The sequence below is a fragment of the Curtobacterium sp. MCLR17_045 genome (assembly GCF_003234405.1).
In the GTDB taxonomy this organism is placed as follows: domain Bacteria; phylum Actinomycetota; class Actinomycetes; order Actinomycetales; family Microbacteriaceae; genus Curtobacterium; species Curtobacterium flaccumfaciens.
The window spans coordinates 1-18,065 of the sequence record NZ_QKTB01000023.1 but is presented as its reverse complement, the minus strand read 5'-3'; the positions used below and the strand labels follow the sequence as shown (position 1 = coordinate 18,065).

Annotated in this window: 13 protein-coding genes; 10 read left to right on the top strand and 3 right to left on the bottom strand. The window is 71.1% G+C overall.

The genetic code is table 11. The features are described 5' to 3' along the window. Positions 1-151: 151 nt before the first annotated feature. The 3 genes from DEJ05_RS13515 to DEJ05_RS13505 are packed head-to-tail and all read right to left on the bottom strand — an operon-like array spanning position 152 to position 2,803. Positions 152-1,084, bottom strand: coding sequence for a metallophosphoesterase (locus DEJ05_RS13515; protein ID WP_111110658.1), 933 nt, complete (start codon positions 1,082-1,084; stop codon positions 152-154). A 25-nt stretch (positions 1,085-1,109) separates the two neighbouring features. Beyond that, positions 1,110-1,451, bottom strand: coding sequence for an L-rhamnose mutarotase (locus tag DEJ05_RS13510; protein ID WP_111110657.1), 342 nt, complete (start codon positions 1,449-1,451; stop codon positions 1,110-1,112). Continuing rightward, positions 1,448-2,803 (bottom strand): MFS transporter, encoded by a 1,356-nt coding sequence (locus DEJ05_RS13505; protein ID WP_214540720.1) that lies wholly within the window; start codon positions 2,801-2,803, stop codon positions 1,448-1,450. The genes DEJ05_RS13510 and DEJ05_RS13505 overlap by 4 nt, the downstream gene beginning before the upstream one ends. A gap of 247 nt (positions 2,804-3,050) precedes the next feature. On the opposite strand from DEJ05_RS13505, the gene DEJ05_RS13500 reads away from it, so the two are divergent. The 10 genes from DEJ05_RS13500 to DEJ05_RS13455 all read left to right on the top strand — a co-directional run bounded on the left by DEJ05_RS13500 (position 3,051) and on the right by DEJ05_RS13455 (position 17,606). Next, positions 3,051-4,061: a LacI family DNA-binding transcriptional regulator gene (locus DEJ05_RS13500; protein WP_111110656.1), complete on the top strand. Its 1,011-nt coding sequence runs from the start codon at positions 3,051-3,053 to the stop codon at positions 4,059-4,061. Between the two features lie 43 nt (positions 4,062-4,104). After that, positions 4,105-5,208, top strand: coding sequence for a LacI family DNA-binding transcriptional regulator (locus DEJ05_RS13495; protein WP_111110655.1), 1,104 nt, complete (start codon positions 4,105-4,107; stop codon positions 5,206-5,208). Positions 5,209-5,744: 536 nt separating this feature from the next. Then, positions 5,745-7,064: an ABC transporter substrate-binding protein gene (locus DEJ05_RS13490; protein ID WP_111110654.1), complete on the top strand. Its 1,320-nt coding sequence runs from the start codon at positions 5,745-5,747 to the stop codon at positions 7,062-7,064. Positions 7,065-7,069: 5 nt separating this feature from the next. Beyond that, complete coding sequence (locus DEJ05_RS13485; RefSeq protein ID WP_241660435.1) at positions 7,070-8,002, top strand: carbohydrate ABC transporter permease; 933 nt, start codon at positions 7,070-7,072, stop codon at positions 8,000-8,002. Continuing rightward, the gene (locus DEJ05_RS13480; protein ID WP_111110653.1) at positions 7,999-8,877 is read left to right on the top strand and encodes a carbohydrate ABC transporter permease; all 879 of its coding nucleotides are present in this window, start codon (positions 7,999-8,001) and stop codon (positions 8,875-8,877) included. The genes DEJ05_RS13485 and DEJ05_RS13480 overlap by 4 nt, the downstream gene beginning before the upstream one ends. A gap of 119 nt (positions 8,878-8,996) precedes the next feature. Next, positions 8,997-11,315: a family 78 glycoside hydrolase catalytic domain gene (locus DEJ05_RS13475; protein ID WP_111110652.1), complete on the top strand. Its 2,319-nt coding sequence runs from the start codon at positions 8,997-8,999 to the stop codon at positions 11,313-11,315. A 167-nt stretch (positions 11,316-11,482) separates the two neighbouring features. Continuing rightward, positions 11,483-12,655 carry an L-rhamnose isomerase gene (gene rhaI / locus DEJ05_RS13470; protein ID WP_110865260.1) on the top strand — a complete coding sequence of 391 codons (1,173 nt, stop codon included), beginning with the start codon at positions 11,483-11,485 and terminating at the stop codon, positions 12,653-12,655. A 40-nt stretch (positions 12,656-12,695) separates the two neighbouring features. Beyond that, a complete protein-coding gene (locus tag DEJ05_RS13465; RefSeq protein WP_111029959.1) occupies positions 12,696-14,744 on the top strand; it encodes a bifunctional aldolase/short-chain dehydrogenase in 2,049 nt (682 codons plus the stop codon). Between the two features lie 52 nt (positions 14,745-14,796). Then, positions 14,797-16,284 carry a rhamnulokinase family protein gene (locus tag DEJ05_RS13460; RefSeq protein WP_111029958.1) on the top strand — a complete coding sequence of 496 codons (1,488 nt, stop codon included), beginning with the start codon at positions 14,797-14,799 and terminating at the stop codon, positions 16,282-16,284. Beyond that, positions 16,281-17,606, top strand: a complete 1,326-nt coding sequence (locus DEJ05_RS13455; RefSeq protein WP_181436732.1) for an alpha-hydroxy acid oxidase — start codon at positions 16,281-16,283, stop codon at positions 17,604-17,606. The genes DEJ05_RS13460 and DEJ05_RS13455 overlap by 4 nt, the downstream gene beginning before the upstream one ends. Positions 17,607-18,065 lie beyond the last annotated feature (459 nt).

Here is an 18,065-nt window from a genome sequence, read left to right as displayed (position 1 = left end):
TCCGTGCTACTCGGTGTTCCCGCACGCAACCCGAGGACGTGGGGTACCGCGGCTGTGGACGTGACCAGACGACGGACTGGAGGTCCGTGGCGGCGCCGCCACGTGCCTCCCGTCCGCCGTCACGCGCGTCCACCGCGCGTGGGGACCGGGCTCAGTGCTTGCCGGCGGCCGCGATGACGGCGCGGACCGTCTCGGGGTCGAGGCGGAACGCCCGCGGGTCAGCGTCGCCCCGTGGCACGCGGACCGGTGTCGACCAGACGGAGCCGTCCGCGGCGACGTCGACGACGAGTGCGCCGCTGTCGACGACGGCCGATTCCTCGTCGTACGGGCCGACGACGTCGGTGTCGTTCGCGACGCCGGGCGCGACGAGGACCGGGACGCCTGCGAGTGACCCGGCGAAGTGGTGGTGGTAGTGGCCGGCGAGGACGACCCGCACGTCGGAACCGCGGATGACGTCGGCGAGCGCCTCGGGGTTCTGCAGGCGGAGGGCCTCGTGCAGCTCGGTCGGGGCGGGCAGCGGCGGGTGGTGCAGGACGACGACTGTGCCGTGCGGGGCGTCGTCCGGGCCGCTGTGGGCGTCTTCGGCGAGGGCCGTGCGCAGGTGCTCGAGCGCCGTGTCGCTGAGCTCGCCGTACCCGGCACCCGGGACGCTCGTGTCGACGGTCACGATCCGGCGCCCGGCGACGACCGACTGCCCGGAGACGGGCACCGTCGGCGGCAGGTACTCCAGCGTGTGCATCAGCGCGGTGCCGCCCTGGCCCAGGACGTGCCCGTTCGCCAGGACCTGCCGGAAGCCCTCGCGCAGGTCGTGGTTGCCGGGGACCACGACGACGGCCGCGCCGTGCCGCTCCGCCCAGACGCCGACGCGGTCGCGCACGGTCGCGTAGGACTCCGGGCTGCCGTCCTCGGAGACGTCGCCCGAGACCACCACCAGCCCGATGCCGGGCACCGCGTCGACGTGGGCGAGCAGCAGTTCGAGCGCGGCCGTGGTGTCGACCGCGCCCTGGTGCAGGGACCCGTCGCCGGTCAGGTGGGTGTCGGAGAGGTGGAGGATGCGGAGGGTCCCGGCTGCTGGCGGCTGCATGCGTCCACGGTAGCCACGGCCCCCGTCAGTCCGGTGCGGCGGCCAGCTGGTCCTCCAGGTTGAACACCTCGGGCAGCACCCGCGCCGTCTGGTCGGCGCGCCCGGTGGCGCCGGCGAAGAGGTCCTGCATGTGCGCCTCCCACGCCGTGGCCACCTCGGACGCGGCGAGCGCGGCGTCCGCATCGGCCACCGAGTCCGTCTCGTAGTACCCGATGAGCAGCCCGTCGTCGTCGAGGAACAGCGAGTAGTTCCGCCGCCCCGCCGCCGCGATCGCCCGGAGCATCGCCGGCCACACGGCGGCGTGCCGCTCGCGGTAGGCCTCGAGCAGCTCGACCTGCACCTGCAGCCGGAAGCAGACGCGGGTCACCGGCCGGCCTGTTCGCGGCGACGCTGCTCGGCGTCGTGAACGGTGCGCTCGTCGGCGGTGCGGACCGTCCCCGTGACCGTGGTGACGGTGCCGTAGCGCTCGGCCTCGATCGCCTCGAGGGTCTTGCCCTGCGTCCGCGGTGCCCAGATCGTGCCGACCAGGAACGACAGCGCGAGGAGGCCCAGGATCAGGCCGCCGAGGGCCCGCAGCCCGATGTCCGACAGCAGCAGCGGGAACCAGATGCTCAGCAGGCCGACCATGACGCGGGCGGCCAGGAACAGCACGCCCTGGGCGCTGGCGCGGTACCGGGTGGCGAAGAGCTCGCTCGTCCAGAGGCCGTAGAACGCCTGCGCGCCGATGCCCGACGAGATGCCCCACGCCACGGCGAAGAACAGCAGGGTGCCGAGGTTGGCGGGCGCGTAGATGAGGACGGCCCACGCGATGATCGCCAGCACGGCCCCGGCGGCGTAGAGCGCGCGGCGGCTGACCCGGTCGGCGTACCGCATGAAGCCGAAGTACGTCGCGGCGACGGTGCAGCCCCAGACCAGGATCTGCAGTCCGTACTGCTCGGTGACGCTCGTGACCCCGGTCGCCGCGTACACCCGCGGCTGGAAGATGCCGGCCTGCCCGGCGACGGTGTTCCAGAGCGCGTAGACGCCGAACAGGAACAGCATCGCGGTCAGGTTCTTCCGGCGGCTGAACAGCTGCGTGATCCCGTGGAAGAAGTTCGCCGTGCCGGTGGCCGCGCGCTCGTCCTTCCAGATCGCCGACTCGGGCAGCCCGCGGCGGAGCCACCACACGATCGCGGCGACGACGAACAGGTGGGCGAAGATGAGCCGGCTGCCGAGCAGACCGAGCGGGGCAGCGGCGATCGCCAGGGCGAACCCGACCATCGGCCCGATCGACCACGCGAGCTGTGCCGTGCCGACGTGGGCCGCGCGCTTGTCCGCGGGGGCTTGCTCGGCGATGTAGGTCCAGCTCGCCGGCACACCCGCACCGACGGCGATGCCGGTCAGGATGAAGCCGACCAGGAGCATGCCGTAGCTGCCGGCGAACACCGCGAGCAGGATGCCGAGCATGTAGAGGAGCAGGTCGTACGTGTAGATGAACTTGCGGCCGTACCGATCGCACAGCGGTCCGCCGACGATCGCGCCGAGGGCGGCACCGAAGGCGTTCGCCGACAGGCTCGCGAGCAGGCCGACCTCGAGGTCGCCGATCCGGAACTCCGCCTGCCACAGGCTCAGGCTCGTGGCGATCGCGATGATCGACCCCGACTCGATGTAGTTCGACATGGCCACCGAGACGGTGGCCTTCCAGCCCGTGGTGTTCCGGGCTCCGATGCGGACCGCCATTGGTCCTCCGTTCGCGTGTTCGTCGGTGAATCGTTTCAACGGGACGACGAGGACGATAGCGCTCCGGTGTGCGCGCTGGCAAGAGCGGATTCGCCGGGCTGCGCCTCGCACCGTGCGCGGGAAGTCGACGCGACCACCCCACGGACAGGAGGCCCGGCACCGGCCCGCCCCGCGCCTCCCGTCCGCGTTTTCCACAGATCACGGCGCGGGCCGACCGCGCGGACCGCGCCGATGCCAGGATGGCCACATGGCGGTCAGTGTGCGAGAGGTGGCAGCGCTCGCGGGCGTGTCCCTCGGCACGGTGTCGAACGTGCTGAACCGCCCCGACAAGGTCGCTCCCGGGACGGTGGAACGCGTGCAGTCGGCGATCGCGACGCTCGGGTTCGTCCGCAACGACTCCGCACGGCAGCTCCGGGCCGGACGCAGCTCCACCGTCGGCCTCATCGTGCTCGACGGGGGCAACCCGTTCTTCACCGACGTCGCCCGGGGCGCCGAGGACGCCGCGATGGACAACGGCCTCGCGGTCCTGATCGGCAACTCCGACGAGTCGACCGACCGCGAACGCACCTACGTCGACCTGTTCGAGGAACGCCGTGTCGCCGGACTCCTGATCTCCCCCGCCGGCGACGACCTGTCCCGGCTCGCGCGGCTGCGTGACCAGGGCACTGCCGTGGTGCTGGTGGACCGTCGCGCCGACGACGAGCACTTCGCCTCGGTCTCCGTCGACGACGTCGCCGGTGGCCGCATCGCGGTCGAGCACCTCGCGGCGATCGGCCGCACCCACATCGCCTTCGTCGGCGGGCCGTTCGGCATCCGCCAGGTCGCCGACCGGCACGCCGGCGCACTCGCCGCCGCCCGGGCCGCGGGCATCCGGCTCGAAGCCCTGCCGACCACCTCGCTGTCCGTGCTCGAAGGGCGCCGCATCGGCGAAGCGATCCAGGCACGGCCGGCCGCCGAACGCGTGGATGCCGTCTTCGCCGCCAACGACCTGCTCGCCGTCGGGCTCGAACAGGCCTTCATCATGCGCGGCACCATCGCGGTGCCCGAGCAGATCGCCATCGTCGGCTACGACGACATCGCGTTCGCCGAGTCCGCCGTGGTCCCGCTGACGTCGGTGCGGCAGCCGGCGCAGGACCTCGGTCGTCGCGCGATCGAACTCCTGACGAAGCAGGTCGAGCAGGGGCAGGACATCGACCTCGAGCACGTGGAGTTCACACCGGAGCTCGTGGTGCGGCAGTCCTCCGTCGCCGACGCCTAGGGCCCGGTCCGGACACGGCTCCCCCGCCGCCTACGATCGGAGCATGGTGCATGTCCCCCGGCGCGACGGTCCGCCGAGCGTGCACCACGTCGCAGCCCGGGCCGGCGTCTCGCTGGCCACGGTCTCGAACGTCCTGAACCACCCCGAGCGCGTCGCCGACGCCACCGCCGCACGCGTGCGGGACGCGATCGACGCACTCGGGTACACGCCGAACCGCAACGCCCGGGCCCTGGTGTCCGGCAGCACGCGCGCGATCGGCCTGGTCGTGATGTCGCTGCGGAACTCCCTGTTCAGCGACATGGTCAACGGCGCGCAGCTGGCCGCGCGGGAACGCGGCTTCACCCTGCTGATCGCCAGCAGCGAGGACGACCTCCAGGCGCAGGGCGAACACCTCGCCTACCTCGAGAGCGCCCGGGTGTCGGGGATCCTGCTCGCCTCGATGACGGAGTCCCGTGACCAGGTCGAGGTCGCGCGGCGCCACGGCCGACCCGTCGTGTACGTCAACTACGAGCCGACCGAGCTCGACGCGTGTGCGGTGGTCGTGGACAACGAGCAGGCCGGGTTCCTGGCGACCGAGCACCTGATCGACCGCGGCTGCCGACGCATCGGGTTCGTGAGCGCCCGTCCGGACCTGCAGCCCGTCGACCGCCGACGGGCCGGCGTGCTGCGGGCCGTCGCTGCGCACCCCGGGGTCGTACTCGTCGACGTCGACGCCGGGGACATCGACCCTCCCGGAGGCACCGACGCCGGACTCCGCATCGCCCGGATGCCCGAGGACGAACGCCCCGACGGGGTACTGGGTGTGACCGACCTGCTCGCGATGGCCGTCGTCTCCGAGCTCCGAGCCGCCGGGATCCGCGTCCCCGAGGACATCCCCGTGTCGGGCTGCGACCACAACTCCGTGGCGTGGGGTGGTGCGGTGCCGCTCACCTCGGTGACGATGCACGGCTCGGAGATGGGTGCGGCTGCGGTGGAACTGCTGCTCGAGGAACTCACCGACCCGATGCACGTGCACCGGACCGTCGTGCTCGGCAGCGAGCTGGTGCCGCGAGAGAGCACGCTCGGTCGCGACGGCGCGGCCGCAGCAGCCGCCGCCGCAACCGTCGCGGGCACGACGCCGAGCGACCCGCGGCGTACCGAGGCCTGACCGGCGGCGGACCGACCCGCGAAAGCGACACATCCGCGGGTCGTCGCTGCGTCCGGTCCGCCAGCGCGACAGATCGGCGCGAACGTTCGGCGGCACACTGTCGCTTTCGCGGGCTGCGGGCAGCAGGCAGCAGACTGCGGGCCGGGCCGGCGCGCACGAGGCGACGCGGGTCCGCGGACGCGACCGGGCGCCGGACGGGAGGCGCGGGGCGGGGCCGGCACGGGCCTCCCGGCCGGCGGGCGGCGCGACCACCGCACGGTGCAGCACCGCAGGTCGGTTCGGTGCGAGGTGCCGCACTCCGTGCGAGCCCGCGAGCCCGTCACCGAGTGGGCAACCTCGCACCAGACGAATGGACGAGTGAGCGAGCTGCGGGATCGCGTAACGAAATCGGCACAGCGATTGACACGCTTCAATCCGCGTGGTTCCATCCTGATTGAAACGTTCTAAAACGCAGTAACCGGACCCCGCGACGGCGCGGGATCCGGGTCCGTTTCACCCGGGGTACCCCAGCCCCGGGCCTTACGAGGAGGTAAGGAATGTCAGTTCGTTCCGTGACCAAGCGCGCGATCGCCATCGGCGGCGCAACGGTCCTGATCGGCGGGCTCGCAGCGTGCTCGTCCGGCGGCTCCGCCGACGAAGGCGGCGGCAAGGTCGAGATCACCTACCAGGCCGACAACGCCCCGGCCACCGCGGCCACCGCGAAGCCGCTCATCGAGGCCTTCGAGAAGGCCAACCCCGACATCACCGTCAAGTTCGACACCCGACCCCAGGGCACCGACGGCGACAACCTGATCAAGACCCGCCTGTCGACCGGCGAGGCCGCCGACGTCTTCAACTACAACTCCGGCTCGCTCATGCAGGCCCTCAACCCGGACAACACCCTGGTGGACCTGTCCGACGAGAAGTGGGCGGGCGACGTCGACCCGCAGTTCACCAAGGTCGTCAGCACCGACAAGGGCATGTACGGCGCCCCGTTCGGCACGAGCTTCGGCGGTGCGGTGCTCTACAACACGAAGGTCTACGACGACCTCGGCCTCAAGGTCCCGACCACGTGGGACGAGTTCATCAGCAACAGCGAGAAGATCAAGGACGCGGGCGACGTCGCCCCGATCATCCAGACCTACGGCGACACCTGGACGAGCCAGCTGTTCGTCCTCGGCGACTTCGCGAACATCACCGCACAGGACGAGAAGTGGGCGGACGACTACACCGCCAACAAGGAGTCCTACGCCGACGAACCCGCTCTCGCCGGGTTCCAGCACCTCGCCGAGGGCAAGGACAAGGACCTCTACAACGAGGACTACGCCTCGGCCACGCAGGCGAACGGCCTGAAGATGCTGGCCGACGGCACCGGCGCGCAGTACCCGATGCTCACGAACGCGATCTCCGCGATCCAGCAGGACTCCCCCGACGCCGTCGACGACATCGGCGCGTTCGCCCTGCCTGCCGAGGACGCCGCGGACACGAACCTGACGATCTGGGAGCCGAACGGCCTGTACATCCCGAAGACGACCACCGGTGACGAGCTGGCGGCGGCGAAGAAGTTCGTCGCCTTCGCGAACTCCACCGAGGGCTGCCAGGTGCAGAACGACACCGGCACCCCCGCCGGCCCGTACGTCATCTCGACGTGCTCGCTGCCGGACGACGTGCCCCCGATGATCGACGACCTGCAGAAGTACCTGGACGACGGCAAGGCGAGCCCCGCGCTCGAGTTCCTGTCCCCGATCAAGGGCCCGAACCTCGAGAAGATCTGCGTGCAGGTCGGCTCGGGCATCACCACCGCGAGCAAGGGCGCCGACCAGTACGACGACGACGTCGTCCAGCAGGCACAGCAGCTCGGCATCAAGGGCTGGTGATCGGCGTGACCGCGACCCTCACGACGGCGGTGGCCCCGCCGCAGACACGCAAGGCCGGCCGCCCCGGACCAGCGCGCAAGCGGATGCGCTCGTTCTACCCCGCGTGGTTCTTCATCCCCGCGATCGCGCTGTACGTCGTGTTCTTCGCGGTCCCGACCTTCGCCGGGTTCTACTTCTCGCTCACCCGCTGGACGCTGTTCGACCAGACCTTCATCGGCTTCGACAACTTCGTCCGGTTCTTCCAGGACCCGCAGCTCGTCTCCGGGTTCGTGCACACCTTCCAGTACGGCTTCGTGACGAGCGCGGCGAAGGTGGTCCTCGGACTCGCCCTCGCCCTGCTCCTCACGTCGCCCGTGCTGGGGCGCGGCTACCTGCGGGCGGTCGTGTTCTTCCCGGTGCTCGTGTCGACCATCGGCATCGGCATCACGTTCAAGGCCCTGATGGACCCGTTCCACGGGATCATCAACGGCGTGCTGGGGTCGGTCGGCCTGCCCACCCCCGGGTGGCTGACCGACCCGGCGCTCGCCCTGTGGAGCGTCGCCGCGGTGGACGTCTGGAAGGGCGTCGGCATCGCGACGCTCATCTTCATCGCCGGCATCGTCGCGATCCCGCAGGAGTACTTCGAGGCGGCACGGGTCGACGGCGCGAGCGCGTGGTCGATCTTCCGGAACATCACGTTGCCGCTGTCCCGCCCCGCGATGGGCACGGTCATCATCCTGTCGCTCATCGGCGGCCTGCGGTCGTTCGACCTGATCTGGGCGATGACCGGCGGCGGGCCGGGGTTCACGAGCGACGTGATCGCGAGCGTGATCTACAAGCAGTACCAGGCCGGGTTCTACGGCCTGTCCACCGCCGGCAACGTGGTCCTGTTCGTCGTCGTCACCGCGATCATGGTGCCGATCTCGTGGCTCCTCAACCGCAAGGAGGCAGAGCTGTGACCACGCTCGCCAGCTCCCGCGTCAGCACCCCGACGCGGTCCCGCCACCCCGGCCGCGCCCGCCGGTGGATCATCGGCTCGATCGCCATCGTCGTCAGCTTCGTCGTCTTCCTGGTGCCGTTCGTGTTCGTCCTGCTCCAGGCGGCGAAGAACCCGGCCGAGGCGAACCAGCTCGGCTTCAGCCTGCCGACCGACTGGCAGCTGTGGCAGAACCTGCAGGCGGTGTTCCAGAGCGGCGACGGCGGGATCCTCCGCGCGTTCTGGAACAGCGCCCTGCTCACCGTCGGCAGCGTCACCGTCATGGTCGTGTTCTCGGCGATGGTCGGGTACGTCCTGCAGCGGCGCCCGAGCCGGTGGAACGCCCTGATCAACTTCTTCGTGCTGGCGGGGCTCATCGTGCCGCCGGCGATCGTGCCGACCATCTGGGTGCTGCAGGGGCTCAACCTGTTCAAGACCATGGGCGGGATGATCCTCATCGAGGCGACCTTCGGCCTGTCGTTCTGCATCCTGCTGTTCCGGGCGTTCGTCGCGACGATCCCCAAGGAACTCGACGAGGCCGCCGTGCTCGACGGCGCCGGCCCGATCCGCCTGTTCTTCGGGGTGGTGCTGCCGCTGCTCAAGCCCGTGATCATCACGGTCGTGCTCGTGCAGTCGGTGACGGTGTTCAACGACTTCACCAACCCGCTGTACTTCCTGCCGGGGTCCGAGAACGCGACGGTGCAGCAGACGCTCTACGCGTTCCAGAGCCAGTCGGTCAGCCAGCTGAACCTGCTGTTCACCGACGTGCTGCTCATCACGATCCCGCCGCTGATCCTCTACGTCTTCTTCAACCGTCAGATCGTCGCCGGCATGACCAGCGGCGCCGTCAAGGGCTGACCGCCCACCCCGGCCTGGAGGCGCGACCCGCCTCCGCCACACCGCCCACCCGGGCGGACGGCCGGGCCCACGACCCCCGCACCGGTCGACGACGACCGGTCGCGTGAAAGGACCACCACATGACCACCTGGACCGCACCGTTCATCGCGGCCGACACCGACCTCGGCAGCGCCCCGATCCTGCGTCGGGAGTTCACCCTCGACGACGGCCACGGCGCCGTCACCGCCGCCACCCTCGACGTCAGCGCCCTCGGCGTCGTCGAGGCCTGGCTCGGCGGGCAGCGCGTCTCCGACCACCTGCTCGAACCGGGGTGGACGAGCTACGAGTGGCGCATCCGCGTCGTCTCGCACGACGTCACCGAGCACCTGACCGACACGGTCCCCGGGCAGCCGGCGGTCCTCGCGCTCGTCGTCGGGAACGGCTGGGCAGCCGGACGCCTGGCCTGGGGCGGCGGCGGCGGCTGGTACACCGGCGAGCGCGCCGGGTTCGCCGAACTCCGGATCACCTTCGCCGACGGGCACGAGCAGCACGTCACGACCGACACCGACTGGCAGGCGCTGTCGAGTGCCATCACCGCCGACCAGCTCTACGACGGGCAGGACATCGACGCCCGACTCCGCGACGGCTCGTTCCTGACGCCCGGCGAGGTCACCGTGCCCAGCGTCGACGGGCACCGGGGGCGGACGAGCACGGTGCACACGGTCGACATCGGCGAGCGCGAACTCGTCGCCGACACGGTGCCGCCGGTCCGCCCGCTGGCCGAGATCGCCCCGGTGGCGATCTGGACGAGCCCGTCGGGAGCGACCCTGCTCGACTTCGGCGTGAACCTGGTCGGGTGGCTCCGCATCACCGCGACCGGCCCGGCCGGCACCGTGCTCACCCTGCAGCACGCCGAGGTGCTCGAGCACGACGAGCTCGGCACCCGCCCCCTGCGCACCGCGAAGGCGACGGACCACTTCACCCTGCGCGGTGACGACGAGCCCGAGACGTTCGAGCCCCGGTTCACGTTCCACGGGTTCCGGTACGCGCAGGTCGACGGCTGGCCGGGCACGCACGACGAGCTCCGCGCAGCGGTCACCGCCGTGCAGGTCGGGTCGGACCTCACCCGCACCGGCACGTTCGCGTCGAGCCACGAGCTGCTGAACACCTTCCACGACAACGTCGTCCGGGGCATGCAGGGCAACTTCCTGAGCGTGCCGACGGACTGCCCGCAGCGCGACGAGCGACTCGGCTGGACGGGCGACATCGCCGCGTTCGCCCCGACGGCCTCGTACCTGTTCGACACCCGGACGTTCCTGGCCGACTGGCTGCGCGACGTCTGGCTCGAGCAGCAGCACGCCGACGGGGTCATCCCGTTCGTGGTGCCGGACGTGCTGAAGTACTCCCCCGCCGAGGACTTCGGCACGCCCGACGCGACCGCCGTCTGGTCGGACGCCGGCGTCTGGGTGCCGTGGACCCTGTACCAGGCGTACGGCGACACCGCGGTGCTCGAGGAGCAGTTCGACTCGATGGCCGCACACCTGCGCCGGGTCCGTGACCACCTGTCCCCGGAGGACCTGTGGGACACGGTGTTCCAGTTCGGCGACTGGCTCGACCCGGACGCCCCGCCCGAGGCCCCGGCCGACGCGAAGGCCGACAAGGGCGTCGTCGCGACGATCTGCGCCTACCGGTCCGCGACGATCGTGGCGGACGCGGCGGAGCTCTTGGGCGGCCACGAGGCGGAAGCAGCGGAGTTCCGGGAACTCGCCACGCGCCTCCAGGCCGGGTTCCGCACCCACTACCTGCGGGACGACGGGCGGATCCTGTCGGACGCGACCACGGTGTACACACTGGCGATCGTGTTCGGGATCCTGTCCGAGCAGGAGCAGGCCGTGGCCGGCGACCGTCTCGCCGAGCTGGTCGAGGCGTCCGGGTACCGGATCTCGACGGGCTTCGCCGGGACCCCGTTCATCACCGACGCGCTGACGCAGACGGGCCACCTGGAGGACGCCTACCGGCTGCTGCTGCAGACGGAGTGCCCGTCGTGGCTGTACCCGGTGACGATGGGCGCGACGACGGTGTGGGAGCGGTGGGACTCGATGCTGCCGGACGGCACGATCAACCCGGGTGAGATGACCTCGTTCAACCACTACGCACTCGGTGCCGTGGCGGACTGGATGCACCGGGTGGTGGGTGGTCTGTCGCCGCTGTCGCCGGGGTACGAGTCGGTGCTCATCGCCCCGCAGCCGGGCGGTGGGCTGACGTGGGCGGAGACCTCGCTCGACACCGTGCACGGGCACGTCGCGGTGCGGTGGGAGCTCGTCGACGGGGAGTTGCGCGTCCGGGCGACCGTGCCCGAGGGTGTGACCGCCGTGGTGCGCCTGCCGGGTGCTGCGGAGCAGCGGCTCGGCGGCGGAACGCACGACCTGCGCGCGCCCGCCGCCGTCCCCGCCGCGTAGGGCCCTGGTCCGCAAAACACCGGTGTTCGCGCGTCGAACCCCCGAACGCGCGTGTTCACCACGTGAACACCGGTGTTTTGCGGCACCACCCGCGCACCACGGTTGCGGCAGACCGCCGCGCGCCGTACTGTATGAAACGATTCAATCGCACACGAGGAAGTGACACGATGACATCGACCCCGAGCTTCGCCGGCATCGCCGACCAGCTGGCACGACAGCAGATCGAGCTACCCAGCTGGGCCTTCGGCAACTCCGGCACCCGCTTCAAGGTGTTCAGCACGCCGGGCACCCCGCGCGACCCCTACGAGAAGATCGCCGACGCCGCCCAGGTGCAGGAGTACACCGGCCTGGCCCCCACCGTCGCACTGCACATCCCGTGGGACCTGGTGGACGACTTCGCCGACCTCAAGCGTCACGCCGAGGAGCACGGGGTGTCACTCGGCACCGTCAACTCGAACACGTTCCAGGACGACGACTTCAAGTTCGGCGCCCTGACCCACGTCGACGAGACGATCCGACAGAAGGCGATCGACCACCACCTGCGCTGCATCGACGTGATGGACGCCACCGGCAGCCGCGACCTGAAGATCTGGCTCGCCGAAGGGTCGAACTACCCGGGGCAGGAGGACATGCGCTCCCGCCAGGACCGTCTGCACGAGTCGCTCAGCACGATCTACGACCGCCTCGGCGCCGACCAGCGGCTCGTGCTCGAGTACAAGTTCTTCGAGCCGTCGTTCTACCACACGGACGTTCCTGACTGGGGCACCAGCTACGTGCAGACGGCGGCGCTCGGGCCGAAGGCGATGGTCTGCCTCGACACCGGGCACCACGCCCCCGGCACGAACATCGAGTTCATCGTGATGCAGCTCCTGCGCCTCGGCAAGCTCGGTTCCTTCGACTTCAACTCGCGCTTCTACGCCGACGACGACCTGATCGTGGGGGCAGCGGACCCGTTCCAGCTGTTCCGGATCCTGGTCGAGGTCATCCGCGGCGGCGGGTACGACAACCCCGACGTGGCGTTCATGCTCGACCAGTGCCACAACATCGAGGACAAGATCCCCGGCCAGATCCGCTCGGTGCTCAACGTGCAGGAGATGACGGCCCGCGCGCTGCTCCTGGACCGCGTCGCACTGACCGCGGCGCAGGAGGCACACGACGTCCTCGGCGCAAACGAGGTCTTCATGGACGCATACCAGACCGACGTCCGGAAGGACCTGGCCGAGTGGCGCGAGTCCCGCGGACTGCCGGCGAACCCGATGCGCGCGTACCTGGATTCGGGCTACCAGCAGTCAATCGCCGAGGACCGCGTCGGCGGCGTCCAGGCCGGCTGGGGCGCGTAGGAACATGACGAACACAGTGGAGGCACGGGTGGACCCCGCAATGCACGGCACCGACGCAGACACCACGATCCGGGCGCTGGTCGCGCGCTCGAACGCGCTCGGCTCGGATCCGCGGATCACGAACTACGCGGGCGGGAACACCTCCGCCAAGGGCACCGACACCGACCCCGTCACGGGCGAACCGGTCGAGCTGCTCTGGGTGAAGGGCTCCGGGGGCGACCTCGGCACCCTCACTCCGGCGGGCCTCGCGGTCCTGCGCGTCGATCGCGTCCGTGCCCTCCAGGACGTCTACCCCGGGGTCGAGCGCGAGGACGAGATGGTCGCCGCGTTCGACTACACGCTGCACGGCAAGGGCGGTGCTGCGCCGTCGATCGACACCGCGATGCACGCCCTCGTCGACGCCGCCCACGTCGACCACCTGCACCCCGACGCCGGCATCGCGATCGCCACGGCGGCGGACGGTCCGGCCCTGACCGAGCGGATCTTCGGCGACCGGGTCGTCTGGGTGCCGTGGCGCCGGCCCGGGTTCCAGCTCGGGCTCGACATCGCAGGCGTCAAGCGTGACCATCCGCAGGCGATCGGCACGATCCTGGGCGGCCACGGGATCACCGCGTGGGGAGACACGAGCGACGAGGCCGAGGCGAACTCCCGCTGGATCATCGACACCGCCGAGCAGTACCTCGCGGAGCACGGCACGGCGGACCCGTTCGGCGGCCTCCGAGCGGGGTTCGAAGCACTGCCGACCGACGAACGTCGCGCACGCGCCGCCGCCCTCGCCCCGACGATCCGCGGCATCGCCGGGCACGACAAGCCGGTCGTCGGGCACTTCACCGACAGCGACGTCGTGCTCGAGTTCCTGGCGAGCGAGCGCGCCGAAGCACTCGCGGCCCTCGGCACGAGCTGCCCGGACCACTTCCTGCGCACCAAGGTCAAGCCGCTCATCCTCGACCTGCCCGCAACGGCCTCCGTCGAGGAGCAGACCGCACGCCTGCACCAACTGCACGAGCAGTACCGCGCGGACTACCAGGCCTACTACGACCGGCACGCGATGCCGGACTCCCCCGCGATCCGCGGCGCCGACCCGCTCATCGTGCTGGTGCCCGGTGTCGGGATGTTCTCGTACGGCAAGGACGCCCAGACCGCCCGGGTCGCCGGTGAGTTCTACGTCAACGCCATCAACGTGATGCGCGGTGCCGAGTCCGTCAGCACCTACGCCCCCATCGACGAGGCCGAGAAGTTCCGGATCGAGTACTGGGCCCTCGAAGAGGCGAAGCTGCAGCGGATGCCCGCACCCAGGAAGCTCGCGACGCGTATCGCCCTCGTCACCGGGGCGGCGTCGGGCATCGGCAAGGCGATCGCGAAGCGCCTGGCGGCCGAGGGCGCCGCCGTCGTCATCGCCGACCTCGACCTGGCGAAGGCACAGGAGACCGCCGCCGAGATCGGCAACAGCGACCGCGCGATCGGCGTCGCCGCGAACGTGACGGACGCCGCCGCGATCGACCAGGCGATCCAGCAGACGCTGCTGCACTTCGGCGGCCTCGACCTCGTCGTGAACAACGCGGGTCTTTCGCTGTCCAAGAGCCTGCTCGAGACCACCGAGCAGGACTGGGACCTGCAGCACGACGTGATGGCGAAGGGTTCGTTCCTGGTGTCGAAGGCCGCGGCGAAGGTGCTCATCGAGCAGGGCCTGGGCGGCGACATCGTCTACATCTCGTCGAAGAACTCGGTGTTCGCCGGGCCGAACAACATCGCGTACTCCGCCACGAAGGCCGACCAGGCCCACCAGGTGCGGCTGCTCGCGGCCGAGCTCGGGGAGCACGGCGTCCGCGTCAACGGCATCAACCCCGACGGCGTCGTGCGCGGCTCCGGCATCTTCGCGAGCGGCTGGGGCGCCAACCGCGCCAAGACGTACGGCATCGAGGAGCAGGACCTCGGCAAGTTCTACGCGCAGCGCACGATCCTGAAGCGCGAGGTCGTGCCCGAGAACGTCGCGAACGCCGTCTACGCCATCTGCACCGACGACTTCTCGCACACCACCGGCCTGCACGTGCCCGTCGACGCCGGCGTCGCCGCGGCCTTCCTGCGGTAGCGACGACCGACGACCAACGAGCGACGACCAACGAACCGAGCAGGAGCACGGCATGCACACCAGCGGCAGCGTCGCCGCGGTCGACCTCGGGGCGACCAGCGGCCGGGTGATCGTCGGCCACGTCGACCAGGACGGGGTCAGGATGGACCACGTCGCACGGTTCCCGAACGGCCCCGTCACCCTGCACGAGGGCGACGCCGACACCGGCCGCGACACCCTGCACTGGGACGTCGTCGAGCTGTACCGACAGGTGACCGAGGGGCTGCGGCGTGCGTTCGCCGAGCACCCCGCGATCGCCAGCATCGGCATCGACTCGTGGGCGGTCGACTACGGCCTGCTCCGCGACGGCCGACTGCTCGGGCTGCCGTCGCACTACCGCGACGACCGGCACCTGGGCGGTGTCGTCCCCGTGCACGACCGGATGGCCGCCACCGAGCTGTACGCCCGGAACGGCCTGCAGCACCTGCCGTTCAACACCCTGTTCCAGTGGGCTGCCGACCCGTCGCTGCAGCTCGCGCAGCGTGCGCTGCTCGTCCCCGACCTGCTCGGGTACTGGCTGACGGGGGTCGAGGCGGCCGAGCGCACGAACGCCTCGACGACCGGGGCCCTGAACGCGACCACCCGTGGGTGGGACCCGGCGGTGCGGGCTGCTGCGGGCCTCCCGGCCGGGCTGCTGCCCACGCTGCGCGACCCGGGCGACCGACTCGGCCCCCTGCTGCCGTCCGTCGCCGCGCTTGTCGGCGGGCAGGCCGACGTGACGCTGGTCGGTTCGCACGACACGGCGAGCGCCGTCGTCGCGGTCCCCGCGACGGAGCCGGACTTCGCCTACATCTCGTCGGGCACGTGGTCGCTCGTCGGCGTCGAGCTCGACGCGCCCGTCCTGTCGGACGCGGCACGACGCGCGAACTGCACGAACGAGGGCGGTGTCGACGGCCGCGTCCGGTTCCTGAAGAACGTGTCCGGACTGTGGTTGCTGTCGGAGAGCGTCCGCACCTGGGAGCGCGGTGGCGACCACGTCGACCTGGAGGCCCTGCTCGCCTCCGCCGCGGCCGTCACCGCCCCGGTCCCCGTCTTCGACCCCGCGGACGAGTCGTTCACGGCGCCGGGCGACATGCCGGCGCGGATCGCCGCGTGGTGCGCGGCGCACGGGCTGAGCGCCCCCGCGTCGCGGGCGGAGTTCGTCCGGAGCATCCTCGAGTCCCTCGCGACGGCGTACGCCGAGACCCTGCGCACCATCGCCGACGTGACCGGCAAGACCATCCGGGTCGTGCACGTCGTGGGCGGCGGCTCGCAGAACCGGCTGCTCTGCCAGCTGACCGCGGACCGCACCGGCCTGCCGGTCGTGGCCGGACCGGTCGAGGCCACCGCACTCGGCAACGTGCTGGTGCAAGCGCGCGCCGCTGGACTCGCGGGCCTCGGAGGGGCTTCACTGGAGGCACTCCGCAGCATCGTCGCACGGAGCGTCGAGCCCGTGCGGTACACCCCGTCGGCGTCGTCGCGCGCCGATCCCGATCGATCCCCCGTCAGGAGCCACGCATGACCACGACCGACGACCAGCACCGGATCGACCCCGCAACCGGCGCACCGGCGCCCGCGACCGGGTCCGCGTCCGCCGCTCGCACGCGGGTCAAGCGGCAGCTGCCGACGGTGCGGGACCTCGCGCCGCTCATGCAGTTCAAGAAGCCGTCGCTGCCGGGTCGACGTCAGCGCCTCGAACAGGCCTTGACGATCTGGGACCTGCGGGACATCGCCGCCCGCCGCACCCCGAAGGCCGCGTTCGACTACACCGAGGGCGCGGCCGAGGCGGAGATCTCCCTCGCCCGTGCGCGGCAGGCGTTCGAGGACATCGAGTTCACCCCGGCGATCCTGCGGGACGTGTCGAGGGTGGACACCTCGCGCCAGGTGCTCGGGGCGCCGGTGTCGTACCCGTTCGGCATCGCGCCGACGGGCTTCACGCGGATGATGCAGACCGAGGGCGAGCGGGCCGGCGCCCGGGCCGCCGGACGTGCCGGCATCCCGTTCTCGCTCTCCACGATGGGCACCACCGCGATCGAGGACGTCCGCGACGCCAACCCGCACGGGCGCAACTGGTTCCAGCTGTACATGTGGAAGGACCGCGAGAAGTCGATGGCGCTGGTCTCCCGCGCCCAGCAGGCCGGGTTCGACACCCTGCTCGTCACCGTGGACGTCCCCGTCGCGGGTGCGCGGCTGCGGGACAAGCGGAACGGGTTCTCGATCCCGCCGCAGCTGAGTGCCCGGACCGTGGTGAACGCGATCCCGCGGCCGTGGTGGTGGTTCGACTTCCTGACCACCGAACCGCTGGCGTTCGCGTCGCTCGACCGCTGGTCCGGCACCGTCGGCGAGCTGCTCGACCACATGTTCGACCCGACCGTCACCTACGAGGACCTCGCCTGGATCCGTGACCAGTGGCAGGGCAAGATCGTCGTGAAGGGCGTGCAGTCCCTGGCGGACGCCAAGCGCCTGGCCGACCTGGGCGTCGACGGCATCACGCTGTCGAACCACGGTGGCCGGCAGCTGGACCGCGCCCCGGTGCCCTTCCACCTGCTGCCCTCCGTGGTGAAGGAGGTCGGGAAGGACACCGAGGTGCACCTCGACACGGGCATCATGTCCGGCGCCGACATCGTGGCTGCCGTGGCCCTCGGCGCGACGTTCACGATGGTCGGCCGTGCCTACCTGTACGGGCTGATGGCGGGCGGCGAGGCCGGGGTGGACCGGATGATCCAGATCCTGTCCGAGCAGATCGAGCGGACCATGCGGCTGCTCGGGGTGGCCTCGCTCGACGAGCTCGAGCCGGGGCACGTGACGCAGCTGCAACGGTTGCAGCCGATCCCCCGGGCCTGAGCGGTCGGCTCGCCGCGCGTTGCATCGTGCACGTTCGGGCGTCGGACACCGGGCGTTCGTCGGTCGATTTCCGTGACGCCCCCCGAACGGGTCACAAATGATGCAAGATGTCCGTGGACGTGTCAACGAAACCCTCGGCATCCGGCCGGCTGGTGCGTCCGTCCCTCCCCGCATCCTGCGCCCGAGCATCCACGAGGAGCCCGACATCTCGACCCGAAGCACGTGCACGCCCTCGCGCGGCACGACCCCACGGACCACCCCCACACCCCCGACCACCCGAGGGGGTACCCGATGATCCGCCACCGCGCGATCCTGGCGGTCGCGACCGCCGGCGCCCTGGTCCTCGGCGTCCCCACCGCCGCCTCCGCCCGCACCTGGTGGGGCTGGGACGGCGAGCGCCGCTGGCACAACGCCCCGGTGAACCCCACCCCGACGCCGGCCCCGGACGAGACGGAAGCC

Coding starts and splice junctions, on each gene's coding strand:
- DEJ05_RS13515 (WP_111110658.1), bottom strand. CDS start 1,084: ATGCAGCCGCCAGCAGCCGGGACCCTCCGCATCCTCCACCTCTCCGAC.
- DEJ05_RS13505 (WP_214540720.1), bottom strand. CDS start 2,803: ATGGCGGTCCGCATCGGAGCCCGGAACACCACGGGCTGGAAGGCCACC.
- DEJ05_RS13500 (WP_111110656.1), top strand. CDS start 3,051: ATGGCGGTCAGTGTGCGAGAGGTGGCAGCGCTCGCGGGCGTGTCCCTC.
- DEJ05_RS13495 (WP_111110655.1), top strand. CDS start 4,105: ATGGTGCATGTCCCCCGGCGCGACGGTCCGCCGAGCGTGCACCACGTC.
- DEJ05_RS13490 (WP_111110654.1), top strand. CDS start 5,745: ATGTCAGTTCGTTCCGTGACCAAGCGCGCGATCGCCATCGGCGGCGCA.
- DEJ05_RS13475 (WP_111110652.1), top strand. CDS start 8,997: ATGACCACCTGGACCGCACCGTTCATCGCGGCCGACACCGACCTCGGC.
- rhaI (WP_110865260.1), top strand. CDS start 11,483: ATGACATCGACCCCGAGCTTCGCCGGCATCGCCGACCAGCTGGCACGA.
- DEJ05_RS13465 (WP_111029959.1), top strand. CDS start 12,696: ATGCACGGCACCGACGCAGACACCACGATCCGGGCGCTGGTCGCGCGC.
- DEJ05_RS13460 (WP_111029958.1), top strand. CDS start 14,797: ATGCACACCAGCGGCAGCGTCGCCGCGGTCGACCTCGGGGCGACCAGC.
- DEJ05_RS13455 (WP_181436732.1), top strand. CDS start 16,281: ATGACCACGACCGACGACCAGCACCGGATCGACCCCGCAACCGGCGCA.